Raw genomic sequence first — 15264 nt, forward strand, 5'->3', positions numbered from 1 at the left:
CCGCGCTGGGCCTGCTCGCCCCGCGCCCGGAACTCGCCACCGTGCTCGGGCAGCTCGGGATGTCGGCGGCGCTCCTGCTGGGCGTGCTGCCGGCCGACCGGATGCCGGGCTTCATCCGGTTCGCGCGGGACCTGCTGCCCTCGACGTACGGCGTGGAGGCCTTGGCGCGGACCTTCGGGCCGGACCCCGACTGGGCGTTCGTGCTCGGTGACCTCGCCGTGTGCGCGGGGGTCGGGGTCGTCTCGCTGGCCGTCGCCACCTGGGCGTACCGGCGGGCCGCCGTCCGGTGACGCGGCGCACGGCCGCGCCTGGCACGATGGCAGAGTGACCGCACCGTTGACTCCCCCACCGCCGCCGCACGACCAGTCCCCGAACGACCCCTGGGGCCCACCGCCCACCAGTGGCGGGGACGCGGAACTCTGGTACGAGCCGCAGAAGCCGGCCGGTCCCGGGCTGAGGGCCGAGCTGATCGAGGCCGCCGTCGTCACCGTGGTCATGGCGCTGCTCGGCGGCGCGCTGCTCGGTCTCCTGTGGTGGTGGCTCGCGCCGCACGTACCGCTCGTCTCCGACGGGTCGGCGGTCTACTTCAAGGACACCGAGGGCGAACAGGCCGTCGGCGTCGACGGCACGTTCACGCTGCTGGCGCTGGGAGCCGGCGCGCTGAGCGCACTCGTCGTCCTCGCGCTGCGCCGGCGCGGTGGGGTGCCCCTCGTCGTGGCGCTCACGGTCGGCGGGCTGCTGGGCGCCGTGCTGGCGTGGCGGCTCGGGGTCTGGCTCGGACCCGAGACCGATGTCGCGGCACGGGCCAAGGAGGTCGGGCAGGGGGTGACGTTCTCCGCGCCGCTGAAGCTCGCCGCGAAGGGGGCGCTGCTGGCGTGGCCGCTGGCGGCGTTGCTCGTCCACCTCGCGCTGACCGCGTTGTTCGGGCCGCGGGATCCCGAGCCGTTCGAGGGTGAGCAGATCAAGGACGGGTACGGGGCGCCGGTCGCGTGACTGTTCTGGGCGCCTGGTGGGTCGGGGTGCGTGGGCGGGTCCGGGCGAGTGGGGCTTCTCGCGCACTTCCCCGCGCCCCTGAAAAGCAGGGGCTGCGCCCCGTGCTTCTCAGACCCGCAGGGCCTGGTTTTTCAGGGGCGCGGGGAACCGCGCGAGCAACCACACACCACCCGCCCACGCACCCGAAGCCCACGCCCCGCAAACCCCCGAGCCCTGACGCGTGACCCCAGGGACTACACCGGGGTCACGCGCGGGCGATGGGCGCGGCGACCGCTTCCGTCAGCTTCACAAGGTCCTGTGGGGCCAGCTCGACCTCCAGGCCGCGGCGGCCGGCCGAGACGCAGATCGTGTCGTGGGCGTCCGCGGAGGCGTCCAGCACCGTGCGGAGCTTCTTGCGCTGGCCGAGGGGGGAGATGCCGCCCCGGACATAGCCCGTCGTGCGCTCCGCCAGGGTCGGGTCCGCCATCGCCGCCCGCTTGCCGCCGACCGCCGTCGCCAGCGACTTCAGGTCCAGCGAACCCGCCACCGGCACGACCGCGACCACGAGCGCGCCGTCGACGTCCGCCACCAGGGTCTTGAAGACCCGCTCGGGGGACACGCCCATCGCCTCGGCCGCCTCCTCGCCGTAGGACGGATGCGCGGGATCGTGCTCGTAGGCGTGCACGGTGAACTCCACGCCGGCCGCGCTCAGGGCCACCGTCGCGGGCGTGCCGCCCGCCTGCTGCTTCTTCGACTTCTTCGCCATCGGCCTTCTCGTGTACGTCAGTTGAGGCTCGTCGGGCCCCGCGTCAGCTCCGACGCGGGCAACGACGGCAGACTACGGATGATGGCGGACTCGGCGCGCAGGAGTGTCAGCTCGTCGCGCAGGCGGGACGCGGTGTCGGGGGCCTGCAGGAGCCGCTGCTTGGCGGGCGTGTCGAGCATCATCGCCGCGGCGACCAGGTACGAGACGACGGCCGGCTCGTCCGGGAGGTCCGCGCCCGTCGACAGCGAGCGCTCCCGGGCGCCCGCGAGCCGCTTCTGGTACTGGCGGAACGCCCGCAGCACGCCCTCCGCCAGCGCGCCCGCCTCGTCGCCCGCGTCCTCCGGCAGCTCCTCCAGATCCGCCACGAGGAACGGGCCCGAGGCGTCCACGGAGAGCAGACGCACCCGGGTGGTCCCGGTCGCGAGGACCTCGTACGTGCCGTTGTCGCGCTCCCTGATGGTCGCCGCGTCGGCGATGCAGCCCACGGAGTGGAACGCCTTGGTCGGTTCGTCGCCGAAGCCCGCGGTCGGGCCCCGGTCGGGCAGGGCGGTCGGATCCGGCATGCCGGAGGCGCTCGGCGCGACCTCGTGGCCGTCACGGATGGCGACGACGCCGAAGCGGCGGGGTTGGTCCTCGGGGGTCTTCAGCAACTCGCGCATCATGGCGCGATAGCGCTCCTCGAAGATGTTCAGAGGAAGCACGAGCCCCGGGTACAACACCGAGTTCAGGGGAAAGAGCGGCAGCCGGACGGTGGTCACGAGGCCAGAGCCTAATGGTCGTCGGGGCGGGCGCGTTCGTCCGTACTCGTTTGGTGACCTCCGGTGAGACCTAACCCTCGGCCCGCGTAGGCCGCTCCGGCCGTGCGCGCAGCGGGATCGAGCACGCGACTTCCAGCCGTACGCCGTCCCGCAGCTGGAGGAACTGGCCCAGCGGATCCTCCGACATCCGGTCCCAGGGGAACGACGTGGCGTACGGGCCGATCATGCGCAGCTGGGTCAGGGCGTCCGTCCAGCGCTCCAGACGGACCAGGACGTAGGTGAGCACATTGCGGACCTCGGCCGGCCAGGGGTCGCCCGGCTCGTACTCGCCGGAGAGCGCGATCGCGCCGTCCGCCGCCTCGTCCAGACGCACGCGGGGGATCACGGCCCCGCCCCCCTCGGTGAGGTACGCCAGGGCCGCCCGTACCGGCAGGGCCCGGACGAGGGAGCCGGGAAGCGCGTCCTCGGCAGCCCGCTCGGCGAAGTCGAAGCACTCGCGGTGCGAGCCGTACCAGGCGGCCGAGAGGTACTTCAGGGCCGAGACGTGGCAGCCGTAGTGGTGCGGGGAGCGGCGGACCGCCTCCGCCCACAGCCGCTCGAAGCCGGTGTGGCCGAGGCCCGTGCCCCGGGCGTGGTCGAGGGCGATCCGCCAGGGCACCGGGTCGCGCGGCTCCCCCTCGGCGGCCGCGGCGATCAACGGGTTCACCTCGCGCAGCAGTTCGACCCGGGCGGGGGAGTGCCAGCCGCGGGCCACCGCCAGCTCGGCCCTGATCAGCAGGGCGTCCGGGTCGTGCGGGGCGGCCGCCCGCCAGGCCCGCAGCCACCCGTCGCGCGCCCGGGCGAAGGCGGCCAGCCGTAACGCGTACCGGTCGCGGTTCTCCCACTCGGCCGCCTCCCGGGTGATCGCCAGCAGCTTCGCCGCGGGCGCGTACTCACCGCGGCCGGCCGCCACCAGCACGGGTCCGAGCCGCTCGTCGGGAGCGTCGAGCAGGACCTCGTCGTCGGCGGTCAGACCGGCACCGAGCCGTGAGGTGTGACGTGCCATCCGGGCGGTGCGGACGAGCGCGCGCAGCGGACCCATGACACCCCTTTGCACCTGAGCCGGCGCCGCTCTCGCGGACCGGGTTCTCGCCATCGTGGTCACGCAATCGATGGTTTCGGTATCAAGACGGTGGGAAGAAGCTTTGGGTTGTCTGCCGCCCAGACTAAGGTCCGCAACACCGAGCGGCCTCCGGAGAGAACCGCTCAGTTCCTGCTCAGGAGCCGGGTGGCGCCCGCCGCCACCGTCGTCGCGAGGATCCAGCCCAGAATGATCACCACGGCGGCCAGCCACTGCCAGCCCCCGTCCAGCTGCCAGTAGCCGACCTGGCCGAGGTCGACGATCGGCAGCAGCAGGTCCAGGGCGAACAGCGAGGGGTTCCAGTTCGGGTGCTCGCCGCTCTTCATCGGCGGATGGTCCGCGTGCGAGAAGGCGAACGAGGTCAGCGCCCACAGCAGCGCCATCCACACCGCGGCCCGGCCCGGCCGGTACCCGTACGCGACGGTCCAGTCCTGCGCGTGGCCCCAGAGCTTGGCCGCGAGCGGCAGGTTCTCCCGCCGGTGGCGCTGCTTGGCGAGGAGCACCTCGCGGGCGCCCTCGTCGTCCCCGCCGGCCCGCAGCACGGTCGCCAGCCGCTCGTACGGCTCCGGGCTGTACTCGGCGGTCGCCGCCGCCACCCACTCCAGCCGCCTGGCCAGCGGGAACCGGTCGCGCGGCACGAGGCTCTCGTACTGGAAGCCGCCCATGTGGAGGTTGCCGGGGCCCGGCCAGCTCTCCGACCTGTCGATCAGGACGCCGACGCGGGCCCCGGACAGGACGACCTTGCCGCGCTCGGGCCTGTCGCCGAGGAACCGCAGCTCGGGCACCTGGACGCGGCGCAGCGACAGCTCCTGGTCATCCGTGAAGGTGAACCGGGCCCGCTCCAGGTCGACGGAGTCACCGAACCGCCCGTCGTCCAGCCGGATCCCGCCCTCGCACTCGAACCGCTGGACGCGGGTGCCGCGCGCGGGCGTGCTCCCGCTGGTGTGCAGCGGATTGCCGATGCCGGCCGGGGTCAGATAGAGGGTGCGCTCGACGGTCAGCTGGGGCGCGTTCAGGGCGAGGCGGCCGTACGGGTTGGCCAGTCGGCTGCCGCGCAGGCTGAGCGAGGCGCCGACGGTCGCGCCGCGCAGGCTCAGCTCGCCGTGCGACTCCAGCATCTCGGCCTGGACGTCCTGGGCGACGGTCAGCCCGTCGGCGGAGAGCGAGCGGCCGTGCCGGTCGCGGTAGACGACCGCCTGGTTGAGCAGCAGATCGGTGCCGATGTGGGCGTCCGCCAGCCGCACCCCGTTGTGGAACCGGCAGCGCGGCAGATGCAGATCGCCCTCCGTGTGCAGCCGGGCCGCCTCCAGCCGGGGCACCGAGCAGTCCACCAGCCGCAGGGTCGTGAACCGGGTCTCCGGCAGCAGGATCTCCTTCTCGAACCGGCAGCCCTTCATCTCCACGTACGGCACCACCTGGCCGCCCGCCAGCTCCAGCACACCCTTGATCTGGACGCCGACCAGCTTCAGCGCGGACACCCGCCCGGCCAGCGCGGGCGGCCCGTCCAGCAGCAGCCAGGCCACGATCCGGGCCCGAACGGTCCGCTCGGGCCCCCAGGGGTGGCCGCCGTGCGGGTCGTCCACGGCGATGTCCCCGTCGCTCAGGTCGTACACACTGCCGTTGCGGAACGCCTGCCACATGCCTGCTTCGGCGGCGGTCAGGTCGTCCGGCAGGTCCCCGTCGTCCCGGATGCCGGGCCCCTCGCTCACGCGCTTCCTTCCCCCGTCCTGTGCACTCACGTGTATCGCACAACTGTTTACGCTGGTGATGCCCGCTGAGTGACGTCCTGAACACCAGACGTGAAGGTGATGCTCCAGGTTCCCGGGTGGCTCCGTATCACCCAGTGGAACGTGCGGATGACGGCCGACGCGGGTCTGAGAGAATTGGGACCGTGATCTCCCGAATCGATCTGCGCGGTGACGCCCTCCCCGAGGGACCCGCCCTGCGCGACCTGCTGCCCCGAGCCGACTTCGACGTCTCGGCCGCCCTGGAGAAGGTGCGTCCGATCTGCGAGGCCGTGCATCATCGGGGCGACGCGGCGCTGATCGACTACGCGGAGAAGTTCGACGGCGTACGCCTGACCTCCGTACGGGTCCCGGCCGAGGCCCTCACCCAGGCGCTGGAACAGCTCGACCCGGCCGTCCGCGCGGCCCTTCAGGAGTCGATCCGGCGCGCCCGCATCGTCCACCGCGAGCAGCGCCGCGCCACGCACACCACCCAGGTCGTCCCCGGCGGCACGGTCACCGAGAAGTGGGTACCGGTCGAGCGCGTCGGCCTCTACGCCCCCGGCGGCCGGTCGGTGTACCCCTCGTCCGTGATCATGAACGTGGTCCCGGCGCAGGAGGCCGGGGTCCCCTCGATCGCCCTCGCCTCCCCGGCGCAGGCCGAGTTCGACGGGCTCCCGCACCCCACGATCCTCGCGGCCTGCGCGCTGCTGGGCGTCGACGAGGTGTACGCGGCCGGTGGCGCCACCGCCGTCGCGATGTTCGCGTACGGAACCGAGTCCTGCCCGCCCGCCCCCATGGTCACCGGGCCGGGCAACATCTGGGTGGCCGCAGCCAAGCGGTACTTCACCGGGGTCATCGGCATCGACTCCGAGGCGGGCCCGACCGAGATCGCGGTCCTCGCGGACGACACCGCCGACCCGGTGCACGTCGCCGCCGACCTGATCAGCCAGGCCGAGCACGACCCGCTCGCGGCCGCCGTGCTCGTCACCGACTCGGTCGCCCTCGCCGACGCGGTCGAGAAGGAGCTTCAGCCGCAGGTCGAGGCGACCAAGCACATCGAGGACCGCATCCGGCCCTCCCTCGCGGGCCGCCAGTCCGCGATCGTCCTGGTCGACGGAGTGGACGAAGGCCTGCGGGTCGTCAACGCGTACGGTGCCGAGCACCTGGAGATCCAGACGGCCGACGCCACGGCGGTCGCCGAGCGTGTCGTGAACGCGGGCGCGATCTTCATCGGCCCCTGGTCGCCGGTCTCGCTGGGCGACTACGCGGCCGGCTCCAACCACGTGCTCCCGACCGGCGGCTGCGCCTGCCACTCCTCCGGTCTGTCCGTGCAGTCCTTCCTGCGCGGCATCCACATCGTCGACTACACGAAGGACGCGCTGGCCGAGGTCGCGCACCACGTGGTGACGCTGGCGGAGGCGGAGGACCTGCCCGCGCACGGCGCGGCGATCAAGGCAAGGTTCGGCTGGAAGGTACCTGGCAAGTGAGCTTCGGAATCGACGATCTTCCCGTACGGGACGAACTGCGCGGCAAGAGCCCCTACGGCGCGCCCCAGCTCGACGTCCCCGTACGGCTGAACACCAACGAGAACCCGTACCCGCTGCCCGAGCCGCTGGTCGAGCGGATCACCGAGCGGGTGCGGGAGGCGGCCCGGCACCTCAACCGCTACCCGGACCGGGACGCGGTGGAGCTGCGGACACGGCTCGCCGAGTATCTGACGAACACCTCCGGGTACGGGGTCGACCTGACGAACGTCTGGGCGGCCAACGGCTCCAACGAGGTCATCCAGCAGCTTCTGCAGACCTTCGGCGGACCCGGCCGCAGCGCCATCGGCTTCGAGCCCTCGTACTCGATGCACGGGCTGATCTCGCGCGGGACGGGCACCGGCTGGCTCTCCGGACCCCGGGGCGACGACTTCACGATCGACCTCGCCGCCGCCGAGAAGGCGATCGCCGAGCACCGGCCGGACGTCGTCTTCATCACCAACCCCAACAACCCCACGGGCAACGCGGTCTCACGGGAGACCGTCCTCGCGCTGTACGAGGCCGCGCAGGCGGCCGGGCCGTCGATGGTCGTCGTGGACGAGGCGTACATCGAGTTCAGCCACGGCGACTCGCTGCTGCCGCTGCTCGACGGACGGCCGAACCTCGTCGTCTCGCGGACGATGTCCAAGGCCTTCGGCGCGGCCGGTCTGCGCCTCGGCTACCTCGCCGCGCACCCGGCGGTCGTGGACGCGGTCCAGCTCGTACGGCTGCCGTACCACCTCTCCGCCGTCACCCAGGCGACCGCGCTGGCCGCCCTGGAACACACCGACACCCTCCTCGGCTATGTCGAACAGCTGAAGACGGAGCGGGACCGGCTCGTCGCCGAGCTGCGCGCCATCGGTTACGAGGTGACCGAGTCCGACGCCAACTTCGTGCAGTTCGGCAGGTTCGAGAACGCGCACGAGGTCTGGCAGCGGATCCTCGACCGGGGCGTCCTGGTCCGGGACAACGGTGTACCGGGATGGCTGCGGGTCACCGCCGGAACTCCCGCCGAGAACGACGCGTTCCTCGACGCGGTACGTGAACTGAAGAAGGAGCAGAGCGCATGAGCCGTGTCGGACGCGTGGAACGCACCACGAAGGAGACCTCGGTCCTCGTCGAGATCAACCTCGACGGCACCGGCAGGACGGAGATCTCCACCGGGGTCGGTTTCTACGACCACATGCTCGACCAGCTCGGCCGCCACGGTCTGTTCGATCTGACCGTGAAGACCGACGGCGACCTGCACATCGACTCCCACCACACCATCGAGGACACCGCCCTCGCGCTGGGCGCCGCCTTCAAGCAGGCCCTCGGCGACAAGGTGGGCATCTACCGCTTCGGCAACTGCACGGTCCCGCTGGACGAGTCCCTCGCCCAGGTGACGGTGGATCTGAGCGGCCGCCCGTACCTCGTGCACACCGAGCCCGAGAAGATGGCGCCGATGATCGGCGAGTACGACACCACGATGACCCGGCACATCCTGGAGTCGTTCGTCGCCCAGGCCCAGATCGCGCTGCACGTGCACGTGCCGTACGGGCGTAACGCCCACCACATCGTCGAGTGCCAGTTCAAGGCGCTGGCGCGGGCCCTGCGCTACGCGTCCGAGCGCGACCCGCGCGCGGCCGGCATCCTGCCCTCCACGAAGGGCGCGCTGTGAACGGCCTCTCCACCGTCCTGATCGTCGTCGGCCTCTTCCTGGTCGGCGGGATCATCTCGTTCGTCAAGCAGGACATGCCGAAGAGCCTCATCACGCTGCTCTCGATCGGCGCCGCGATGTGTCTCGTCGCGGGCATCCTGCGGCTGGAGGTGTGGAATTGAGCACCGGATCCAAGAAGGTCGTCGTCTTCGACTACGGCTTCGGGAACGTGAGGTCCGCCGAGCGCGCCCTCGCGCGCACGGGAGCCGACGTCGAGATAACGCGTGACTTCGACAGGGCCATGAACGCGGACGGGCTGCTGGTGCCCGGCGTCGGCGCCTTCGCCGCCTGCATGAAGGGGCTGAAGGAGGCGCGCGGCGACTGGATCGTCGACCGTCGGCTCTCCGGCGGCCGCCCGGTGATGGGCATCTGCGTCGGCATGCAGATCCTCTTCGCGCGCGGCATCGAGCACGGCGTGGAGACCGACGGCCTCGACGAGTGGCCCGGCACGGTCGAGCCGCTCCAGGCCGAGATCGTGCCCCACATGGGCTGGAACACCGTCGAGGCACCGGCCGACACGACGCTGTTCGCCGGCCTGGACGCCGACGCCCGCTTCTACTTCGTGCACTCCTACGCCGTCCACGACTGGGCCCTGGAGACGCACAACCCCGCGCTGACCGCGCCCAAGGTCACCTGGTCGACGCACGGCAAGCCCTTCGTGGCGGCCGTGGAGAACGGCGCCCTGTGGGCCACCCAGTTCCACCCCGAGAAGTCCGGCGACGCCGGAGCGCAGCTGCTGAACAACTGGATCGGAACCCTGTAGCCATGGCAAAGCTCGAACTCCTTCCCGCCGTCGACGTCCGCGACGGCCAGGCGGTCCGGCTCGTCCACGGCGAGTCCGGCACGGAGACCTCCTACGGCTCCCCGCTGCAGGCCGCCCTCGCCTGGCAGCGTGCGGGCGCCGAGTGGCTGCACCTGGTCGACCTGGACGCCGCGTTCGGCACCGGCGACAACCGGGACCTGGTCGCCGAGGTCACCCGGGCGATGGACATCAAGGTGGAGCTGTCCGGCGGCATCCGGGACGACGCCTCCCTGGCGAAGGCCCTGGCCACCGGCTGCACCCGGGTCAACCTGGGCACCGCCGCCCTGGAGACCCCCGAGTGGGTCGCCAAGGTCATCGCCGAACACGGCGACAGGATCGCGGTGGGTCTGGACGTGCGCGGTACGACGTTGAAGGGTCGCGGCTGGACCCGCGACGGCGGCGACCTCTACGAGACGCTGGAGCGCCTCGACAAGGAGGGCTGCGCCCGCTACGTCGTCACGGACATCGCCAAGGACGGCACCCTCCAGGGCCCCAACCTGGAGCTGCTGCGCAACGTGTGCGCCGCGACGGACCGCCCGGTCGTGGCCTCCGGCGGCGTGTCGTCCCTCGACGACCTGCGGGCCATCGCCGAGCTGGTGCCCCTCGGCGTCGAGGGCTCCATCGTCGGCAAGGCCCTGTACGCGAAGGCGTTCACCCTGGAAGAGGCCCTGGAGGCTGTGTCGTCATGAGGTCCGAAGCCGTGCGGCGTGTGCAGAGCGGGAGTCCCTGGGAGGAGTCCTTCGGTTTCGCGCGCGCCGTCGCGGCGGGCGACCGCGTCCTGGTGGCGGGCACGACGGCCTTCAAGGGCGATGTGCTGTACGGGGAGGGCGACCCGTACGAACAGGCCAAGGTGGCCTTCACCAGCGCGGTCGAGGCACTGGGCGAGTTCGGGCTCGGCGCCGGGGCCGTGATCCGTACGCGGATGTACCTGACCCACATGCGGGACGTGGAAGACGTGGGGCGGGCCCACAAGGAGATCTTCGACCCGGTGCGTCCGGCCGCGACCCTGCTGGTCGTGGAGGGTTTCGTCGACCCGCGCATCCTCGTCGAAGTAGAGATCGAAGCATTCAGAGGCTAGGCCTTCGCGGGCCTTTCGCAGGCCATTTCTAAGGAGCCGTGGATTCATGACCCTGGCGGTCCGAGTCATCCCCTGCCTGGACGTGGACGACGGCCGGGTCGTCAAGGGCGTCAACTTCCAGAACCTGCGCGACGCGGGCGACCCCGTCGAGATGGCGAAGGTGTACGACGCCGAGGGCGCAGACGAGCTGACGTTCCTGGACATCACCGCCTCGTCGGGCAACCGCGAGACCACGTACGACGTGGTGCGCCGCACCGCCGAGCAGGTCTTCATCCCGCTGACGGTCGGCGGCGGCGTCCGCACGGCCGAGGACGTGGACAAGCTGCTGCGGGCGGGCGCGGACAAGGTGGGCGTCAACACGGCGGCGATCGCCCGCCCCGACCTCATCCGTGAGATCGCCGAGCGCTTCGGCCGCCAGGTGCTGGTCCTGTCGGTCGACGCCCGCCGCACGGAAGCCGGATCCTTCGAGGTCACCACCCACGGCGGCCGCAAGGGCACCGGCATCGACGCCGTCGAGTGGGCCCACCGGGCCGCCGAACTCGGCGCCGGCGAGATCCTGCTGAACTCGATGGACGCGGACGGCACCAAGGACGGCTACGACCTGGAGATGATCACCGCCGTCCGCAAGCACGTCACCGTCCCCGTCATCGCCTCCGGCGGCGCCGGCGGACTCGCCCACTTCGCCCCGGCCGTCGAAGCGGGCGCCGACGCCGTCCTCGCCGCCTCCGTCTTCCACTTCGGTGACCTGCGCATCGGCGAGGTCAAGAACGCGCTGCGGGAGGCGGGGCACCCGGTGCGGTGACGTCGCGCACCGCTCGGGCCCCGGCCGCCCGAGGGCGACCGGGGCTTTTCCGTCGGGGCGTACGGCGGGGCCTGCTCAGATACCCAGCTGCTTCGTCTCGTGCAGCTTGGTGATCGCCTCCTTCTCGCCCTCCAGTTCGACGTCGGCGACCTGCTGGCGGCCGTAGAGGAACAGCAGCAGCTCGGAGGGCTCGCCGGTGACGGTGACGACGGGGGCGCCGCGGTGGGCCACCGCCGTCTGGCCGTCGAGGCGGCGCAGGACCAGGCCGGTGGGGGAGCCGCGGCCCATGAGGCGGGCGGTGCGCTCCAGGCGGGACCAGAGGGCGTCCTGGAAGACGTGGTCGAGCTCGCGCGGCGACCACTCGGGCCGGGCACGGCGGATGTCCTCGGTGTGGACGTAGAACTCGATCGTGTTCGACGCCTCGTCGATCTGCTTGAGGGAGAACGGCGAGAAACGCGGCGGACCGGTGCGGACGAGCTGGATCAGTTCCTCGTAGGGTTTCGCGGCGAACTCCGCCATCACCCGGTCCAGGCGCGACGCGAGCTGCTTGATGAGTATGCCCCCGGCGGCGTCCGGGCGGCGCTCGCGCACGACCACGTGCGCGGCCAGATCACGGGTCGTCCAGCCCTCGCACAGGGTGGGGGCCTCAGGGCCCGCGGTCTCCAACAGGTCGGCGAAGAGAAGCCGTTCACGCTTGGCATGGGTCGACATGCAGCCAGCCTACGACCGGGCGGACGCTCCGCACAGCGCAGGTCCGGCCGACGCGTGGCGACGGACGCCCGGCCGGGGTCGGCGTTCGTACGACAAGCGGGGTGCAATTGGTACGACAAGAGGGTCCGGCCTGTGGACAACGGACCGGGCCGGTCGGCGCGGCGCGGCACAATGGCACGCATGACCAGCACGCCGTCCTCCAGCAGCCCTCCCAGTCCCGGAGCCCTCGCCGGCCCCGGCACTCCCAGCGCGCTGGACCCCCAGATCGCCGCGCGCCTCAAGCGCAGCGCCGACGGGCTCCTGCCCGCCATCGCCCAGCAGTACGACACCGGTGAGGTGCTCATGCTCGGCTGGATGGACGACGAGGCCCTGCACCGCACGATCACCACCGGCCGCTGCACGTACTGGTCGCGCAGCCGCCGCGAGTACTGGGTGAAGGGCGACACCTCCGGCCACTTCCAGTGGGTGAAGTCCGTCGCCCTGGACTGCGACGCCGACACCGTCCTCGTCAGGGTCGACCAGGTCGGCGCCGCCTGCCACACCGGCGCCCGCACCTGCTTCGACGAGGACGTCCTCAAGGCCGTCGAGGGCGGCGCCGATTCCGACGTACCGTCACTGGATCAGTAAGGTCAGCCGCCATGGACCTCGAGACGTTCCGTAAGCTGGCCGGCGACCGCCGTGTCATCCCCGTCAGCCGCAAACTCCTCGCCGACGGCGACACCCCGGTCGCGCTCTACCGCAAGCTCGCCGCCGAACGCCCCGGCACCTTCCTGCTGGAGTCCGCGGAGAACGGCCGCTCGTGGTCCCGTTACTCCTTCGTGGGCGTCCGCAGCCACGCCACCCTCACCACCCGCGACGGCCAGGCCCACTGGCTCGGCACCCCGCCCGTCGGTGTCCCGGCCGAGGGAGACCCCCTGGCCGCCCTGCGCGCCACCATCGAGGCACTCCACACCCCCCACCAGGAAGGCATGCCGCCCTTCACCGGCGGCATGGTCGGCTACCTCGGCTACGACATCGTGCGCCGCCTGGAGAAGATCGGCCCCGGCGAGCGGGACGACCTCCAACTGCCCGAGCTGACCATGCTGCTCACGAGCGACCTGGCGGTCATGGACCACTGGGAGGGCTCGGTCCTGCTGATCGCCAACGCCATCAACCACAACGACCTGGACACGGGTGTCGGCGAGGCCCACGCCGACGCCGTCGCCCGCCTCGACGCCATGCAGGCCGACCTCGCCCGGCCCGTCGCCCAGCCCCCGGCGGCCCTGCCGCCCTCGGAGCTGCCCGAGTACACCGCGCTGTGGGGCGGCCCCGACTTCCAGGAGGCCGTCGAGGACATCAAGGAACGCATCCGGGCCGGCGAGGCCTTCCAGGTCGTCCCCTCCCAGCGCTTCGAAACACCGTGCACGGCAAGCGCGTTGGACGTCTACCGCGTCCTCAGGGCGACCAACCCGTCCCCGTACATGTACCTGTTCCGCTTCGACGGCTTCGACGTCGTCGGTTCCTCCCCCGAGGCCCTGGTCAAGGTCGAGGACGGGCACGCCATGGTCCACCCCATCGCCGGCACCCGGCACCGCGGAGCCACCCCGCAGGAGGACCAGGCCCTCGCCGAGGAGCTGCTCGCCGACCCCAAGGAGCGCGCCGAGCACCTGATGCTCGTCGACCTCGGCCGCAACGACCTGGGCCGGGTCTGCGAACCGGGCTCGGTCGAGGTCGTCGACTTCATGTCCGTCGAGCGGTACTCGCACGTGATGCACATCGTGTCCACCGTCACCGGTCGGGTCGCGGCGGGCCGTACGGCCTTCGACGTCCTGACCGCCTGCTTCCCCGCCGGCACCCTGTCCGGCGCCCCGAAGCCGCGCGCGATGCAGATCATCGACGAACTGGAGCCGTCCCGCAGGGGCCTGTACGGCGGCTGCGTCGGCTATCTCGACTTCGCGGGCGACTCCGACACCGCCATCGCCATCCGCACGGCACTGCTGCGCGACGGAACGGCGTACGTCCAGGCCGGCGCCGGCATCGTCGCCGACTCCGACCCCCTCGCCGAGGACACCGAGTGCCGCAACAAGGCGGCGGCGGTCCTGCGCGCGGTGCACACGGCCAACCGGCTCGGACAATAGGGCGCTTCTCACGTGCGCCCCGGGTGACAACCCGCCCGGGGCGCAGGCGATAGTGGAGTACGTGACCGCAGTACCTCACCCCCGTTCCGAATCCGCGTCCGTCCGCGCCGGCCGACGCAGCCTCGCCCTGGCGCTGCTCAGCGGTGCCCTGGGCGCGGCCGTCGCGCTGCTCGCCAGCCGCCAGCGCTGGTCGGAGGGCACCATCTCGGTGGCCGGCGGCGCCTTCCCGCTGACCGCCCAGGGCAGCGACGTCACAGGCGTGCCCGCTGCCCTCGCCGTGGTGGGCCTCGCCGCGCTCGTCGCCGTCTTCGCCGTACGCCGGTCCGGGCGCGTCCTGGTCGCCGGCCTGCTCGCCCTTTCCGGGGCCGGCACGATCGCCGCCGCGCTGCTCGGCGCGTACGACAGCTCGGCGCTCGACGACAAGGCGGCCGAGGCCTCCGGCGACACCGCCGCGAGCGTCGACGTGCTCAGCCACACCGGCTGGCCGTACGTCGCGGCCGCCGGCGGCGCGCTCATCCTGCTCGCCGGGCTGCTGGCGCTCCGCTACGGACGGCTGTGGCCCACGATGTCCGGCCGCTACGAACGCGACGGCACACCCCGGCCGCGCAAGGCCGCGCCGGTCGACCCCGACCGGCCCGAGGACATGTGGAAGGCCCTGGACCGGGGCGAGGACCCCACGGGATCCGATCCGGCCTAGACCGCACGGACCGCACGACCCCGGACCGCGCGAACCGGAACGCGGGAGTGGACACCCCCGCTCAAGGCACTCGCAGTCGTACGGGACAATGGACGACGAGCGTCCGACTCAGTACCGGCATCGAGCCACACGCATCGAGCACCACGCAATGAACAACGAGGAGCAAGTCATGGCGGGCAGCAGCCACGGTCACACCCCGGCCGCCTGGACCGGCGTCACCATCACCTTCATCGGTTTCTGCGTCTCGGGCGCCTACATGGTGATGGCCCAGCCGCTGGGATTCTGGGCCGGAATGGTCATCATCGTCCTCGGCGGTGTCGTCGGCATGGTCATGCGCGCCATGGGCATGGGTCAGCCGAAGGACGCGCACGCCGTGTACGAGAAGGCGACGGTCCGCGCGCAGACCGCGGCGACTCCCGAGCCGGCCGCCGCCAAGAGCTGACTTCCCGTGCGAGGGGCGGCTCCGCGCCGCGGCTCCGCCCTTCGGGCGCG

At 72.0% G+C, this 15264-nt stretch carries 18 protein-coding genes and 1 pseudogene; 14 read left to right on the plus strand and 5 right to left on the minus strand.

What is annotated here, in order from left to right:
- Together AWZ10_RS20600 and AWZ10_RS20605 are read left to right on the plus strand one after the other, a co-directional pair.
- Nucleotides 1-290: pseudogene (locus AWZ10_RS20600) on the plus strand (ABC transporter permease); the annotation flags it as partial.
- Nucleotides 291-324: 34 nt separating this feature from the next.
- Nucleotides 325-993: a hypothetical protein gene (locus tag AWZ10_RS20605; protein ID WP_060891770.1), complete on the plus strand. Its 669-nt coding sequence runs from the start codon at nt 325-327 to the stop codon at nt 991-993.
- A 244-nt stretch (nt 994-1237) separates the two neighbouring features.
- Here AWZ10_RS20605 and ybaK read toward each other — a convergent pair whose 3' ends face one another.
- The 4 genes from ybaK to AWZ10_RS20625 form a co-directional block, all read right to left on the minus strand.
- Nucleotides 1238-1738, minus strand: coding sequence for a Cys-tRNA(Pro) deacylase (ybaK, locus tag AWZ10_RS20610; protein WP_046704713.1), 501 nt, complete (start codon nt 1736-1738; stop codon nt 1238-1240).
- 17 nt (nt 1739-1755) lie between these two features.
- Complete coding sequence (locus tag AWZ10_RS20615; protein ID WP_046704714.1) at nt 1756-2496, minus strand: LON peptidase substrate-binding domain-containing protein; 741 nt, start codon at nt 2494-2496, stop codon at nt 1756-1758.
- A 70-nt stretch (nt 2497-2566) separates the two neighbouring features.
- A complete protein-coding gene (locus tag AWZ10_RS20620) occupies nt 2567-3577 on the minus strand; it encodes a hypothetical protein (protein ID WP_046704715.1) in 1011 nt (336 codons plus the stop codon).
- Nucleotides 3578-3741: 164 nt separating this feature from the next.
- Nucleotides 3742-5325 (minus strand): oxidoreductase, encoded by a 1584-nt coding sequence (locus AWZ10_RS20625; protein WP_046704716.1) that lies wholly within the window; start codon nt 5323-5325, stop codon nt 3742-3744.
- A gap of 182 nt (nt 5326-5507) precedes the next feature.
- Here AWZ10_RS20625 and hisD point away from each other — a divergent pair, with 182 nt between their 5' ends.
- From hisD to hisF, 8 genes are read left to right on the plus strand one after another with little or no spacing between them, the layout of a single operon-like run.
- The gene (gene hisD / locus AWZ10_RS20630; RefSeq protein ID WP_046704717.1) at nt 5508-6830 is read left to right on the plus strand and encodes a histidinol dehydrogenase; all 1323 of its coding nucleotides are present in this window, start codon (nt 5508-5510) and stop codon (nt 6828-6830) included.
- On the plus strand, nt 6827-7936 hold the full coding sequence (locus tag AWZ10_RS20635) for a histidinol-phosphate transaminase (RefSeq protein WP_060891771.1): 1110 nt from the start codon (nt 6827-6829) through the stop codon (nt 7934-7936). The genes hisD and AWZ10_RS20635 overlap by 4 nt, the downstream gene beginning before the upstream one ends.
- On the plus strand, nt 7933-8526 hold the full coding sequence (gene hisB / locus AWZ10_RS20640) for an imidazoleglycerol-phosphate dehydratase HisB (protein WP_037693319.1): 594 nt from the start codon (nt 7933-7935) through the stop codon (nt 8524-8526). The genes AWZ10_RS20635 and hisB overlap by 4 nt, the downstream gene beginning before the upstream one ends.
- Nucleotides 8523-8687, plus strand: a complete 165-nt coding sequence (locus AWZ10_RS52425; protein ID WP_037693317.1) for a hypothetical protein — start codon at nt 8523-8525, stop codon at nt 8685-8687. Before hisB ends, AWZ10_RS52425 begins: the two co-directional genes overlap by 4 nt.
- The gene (gene hisH / locus AWZ10_RS20645) at nt 8678-9328 is read left to right on the plus strand and encodes an imidazole glycerol phosphate synthase subunit HisH (protein WP_046704719.1); all 651 of its coding nucleotides are present in this window, start codon (nt 8678-8680) and stop codon (nt 9326-9328) included. Before AWZ10_RS52425 ends, hisH begins: the two co-directional genes overlap by 10 nt.
- Before the next feature lie 2 nt (nt 9329-9330).
- A complete protein-coding gene (gene priA / locus AWZ10_RS20650) occupies nt 9331-10056 on the plus strand; it encodes a bifunctional 1-(5-phosphoribosyl)-5-((5-phosphoribosylamino)methylideneamino)imidazole-4-carboxamide isomerase/phosphoribosylanthranilate isomerase PriA (protein ID WP_046704720.1) in 726 nt (241 codons plus the stop codon).
- Nucleotides 10053-10445 carry a RidA family protein gene (locus tag AWZ10_RS20655; protein WP_060891772.1) on the plus strand — a complete coding sequence of 131 codons (393 nt, stop codon included), beginning with the start codon at nt 10053-10055 and terminating at the stop codon, nt 10443-10445. The genes priA and AWZ10_RS20655 overlap by 4 nt, the downstream gene beginning before the upstream one ends.
- A gap of 46 nt (nt 10446-10491) precedes the next feature.
- Nucleotides 10492-11247, plus strand: a complete 756-nt coding sequence (gene hisF / locus AWZ10_RS20660) for an imidazole glycerol phosphate synthase subunit HisF (protein ID WP_046704722.1) — start codon at nt 10492-10494, stop codon at nt 11245-11247.
- Nucleotides 11248-11322: 75 nt separating this feature from the next.
- Here the strand turns inward: hisF and AWZ10_RS20665 are convergent, their stop codons facing one another.
- Nucleotides 11323-11958 (minus strand): TIGR03085 family metal-binding protein, encoded by a 636-nt coding sequence (locus AWZ10_RS20665; RefSeq protein WP_037693309.1) that lies wholly within the window; start codon nt 11956-11958, stop codon nt 11323-11325.
- Between the two features lie 180 nt (nt 11959-12138).
- Here AWZ10_RS20665 and hisI point away from each other — a divergent pair, with 180 nt between their 5' ends.
- The 4 genes from hisI to AWZ10_RS20685 all read left to right on the plus strand — a co-directional run bounded on the left by hisI (nt 12139) and on the right by AWZ10_RS20685 (nt 15214).
- Complete coding sequence (hisI, locus tag AWZ10_RS20670) at nt 12139-12585, plus strand: phosphoribosyl-AMP cyclohydrolase (protein ID WP_046704733.1); 447 nt, start codon at nt 12139-12141, stop codon at nt 12583-12585.
- Nucleotides 12586-12596: 11 nt separating this feature from the next.
- Nucleotides 12597-14075: an anthranilate synthase component I gene (locus tag AWZ10_RS20675; protein WP_060891773.1), complete on the plus strand. Its 1479-nt coding sequence runs from the start codon at nt 12597-12599 to the stop codon at nt 14073-14075.
- A 52-nt stretch (nt 14076-14127) separates the two neighbouring features.
- Entirely contained in the window at nt 14128-14772 is a 645-nt protein-coding gene (locus AWZ10_RS20680; protein WP_060891774.1) for a TIGR02234 family membrane protein, read from the plus strand.
- A 169-nt stretch (nt 14773-14941) separates the two neighbouring features.
- On the plus strand, nt 14942-15214 hold the full coding sequence (locus tag AWZ10_RS20685; protein ID WP_046704734.1) for an HGxxPAAW family protein: 273 nt from the start codon (nt 14942-14944) through the stop codon (nt 15212-15214).
- Nucleotides 15215-15264 lie beyond the last annotated feature (50 nt).

The organism is Streptomyces europaeiscabiei (genome assembly GCF_001550375.1).
Classification (GTDB): Bacteria; Actinomycetota; Actinomycetes; order Streptomycetales; family Streptomycetaceae; genus Streptomyces; species Streptomyces europaeiscabiei.

What these genes read in the sequence shown, in the direction of transcription:
- ybaK (WP_046704713.1), bottom strand. Translation starts at nt 1,738, where the DNA reads ATGGCGAAGAAGTCGAAGAAGCAGCAGGCGGGCGGCACGCCCGCGACG.
- AWZ10_RS20620 (WP_046704715.1), bottom strand. Translation starts at nt 3,577, where the DNA reads ATGGGTCCGCTGCGCGCGCTCGTCCGCACCGCCCGGATGGCACGTCAC.
- hisB (WP_037693319.1), top strand. Translation starts at nt 7,933, where the DNA reads ATGAGCCGTGTCGGACGCGTGGAACGCACCACGAAGGAGACCTCGGTC.
- priA (WP_046704720.1), top strand. Translation starts at nt 9,331, where the DNA reads ATGGCAAAGCTCGAACTCCTTCCCGCCGTCGACGTCCGCGACGGCCAG.
- AWZ10_RS20655 (WP_060891772.1), top strand. Translation starts at nt 10,053, where the DNA reads ATGAGGTCCGAAGCCGTGCGGCGTGTGCAGAGCGGGAGTCCCTGGGAG.
- hisF (WP_046704722.1), top strand. Translation starts at nt 10,492, where the DNA reads ATGACCCTGGCGGTCCGAGTCATCCCCTGCCTGGACGTGGACGACGGC.
- AWZ10_RS20665 (WP_037693309.1), bottom strand. Translation starts at nt 11,958, where the DNA reads ATGTCGACCCATGCCAAGCGTGAACGGCTTCTCTTCGCCGACCTGTTG.
- hisI (WP_046704733.1), top strand. Translation starts at nt 12,139, where the DNA reads ATGACCAGCACGCCGTCCTCCAGCAGCCCTCCCAGTCCCGGAGCCCTC.
- AWZ10_RS20675 (WP_060891773.1), top strand. Translation starts at nt 12,597, where the DNA reads ATGGACCTCGAGACGTTCCGTAAGCTGGCCGGCGACCGCCGTGTCATC.
- AWZ10_RS20685 (WP_046704734.1), top strand. Translation starts at nt 14,942, where the DNA reads ATGGCGGGCAGCAGCCACGGTCACACCCCGGCCGCCTGGACCGGCGTC.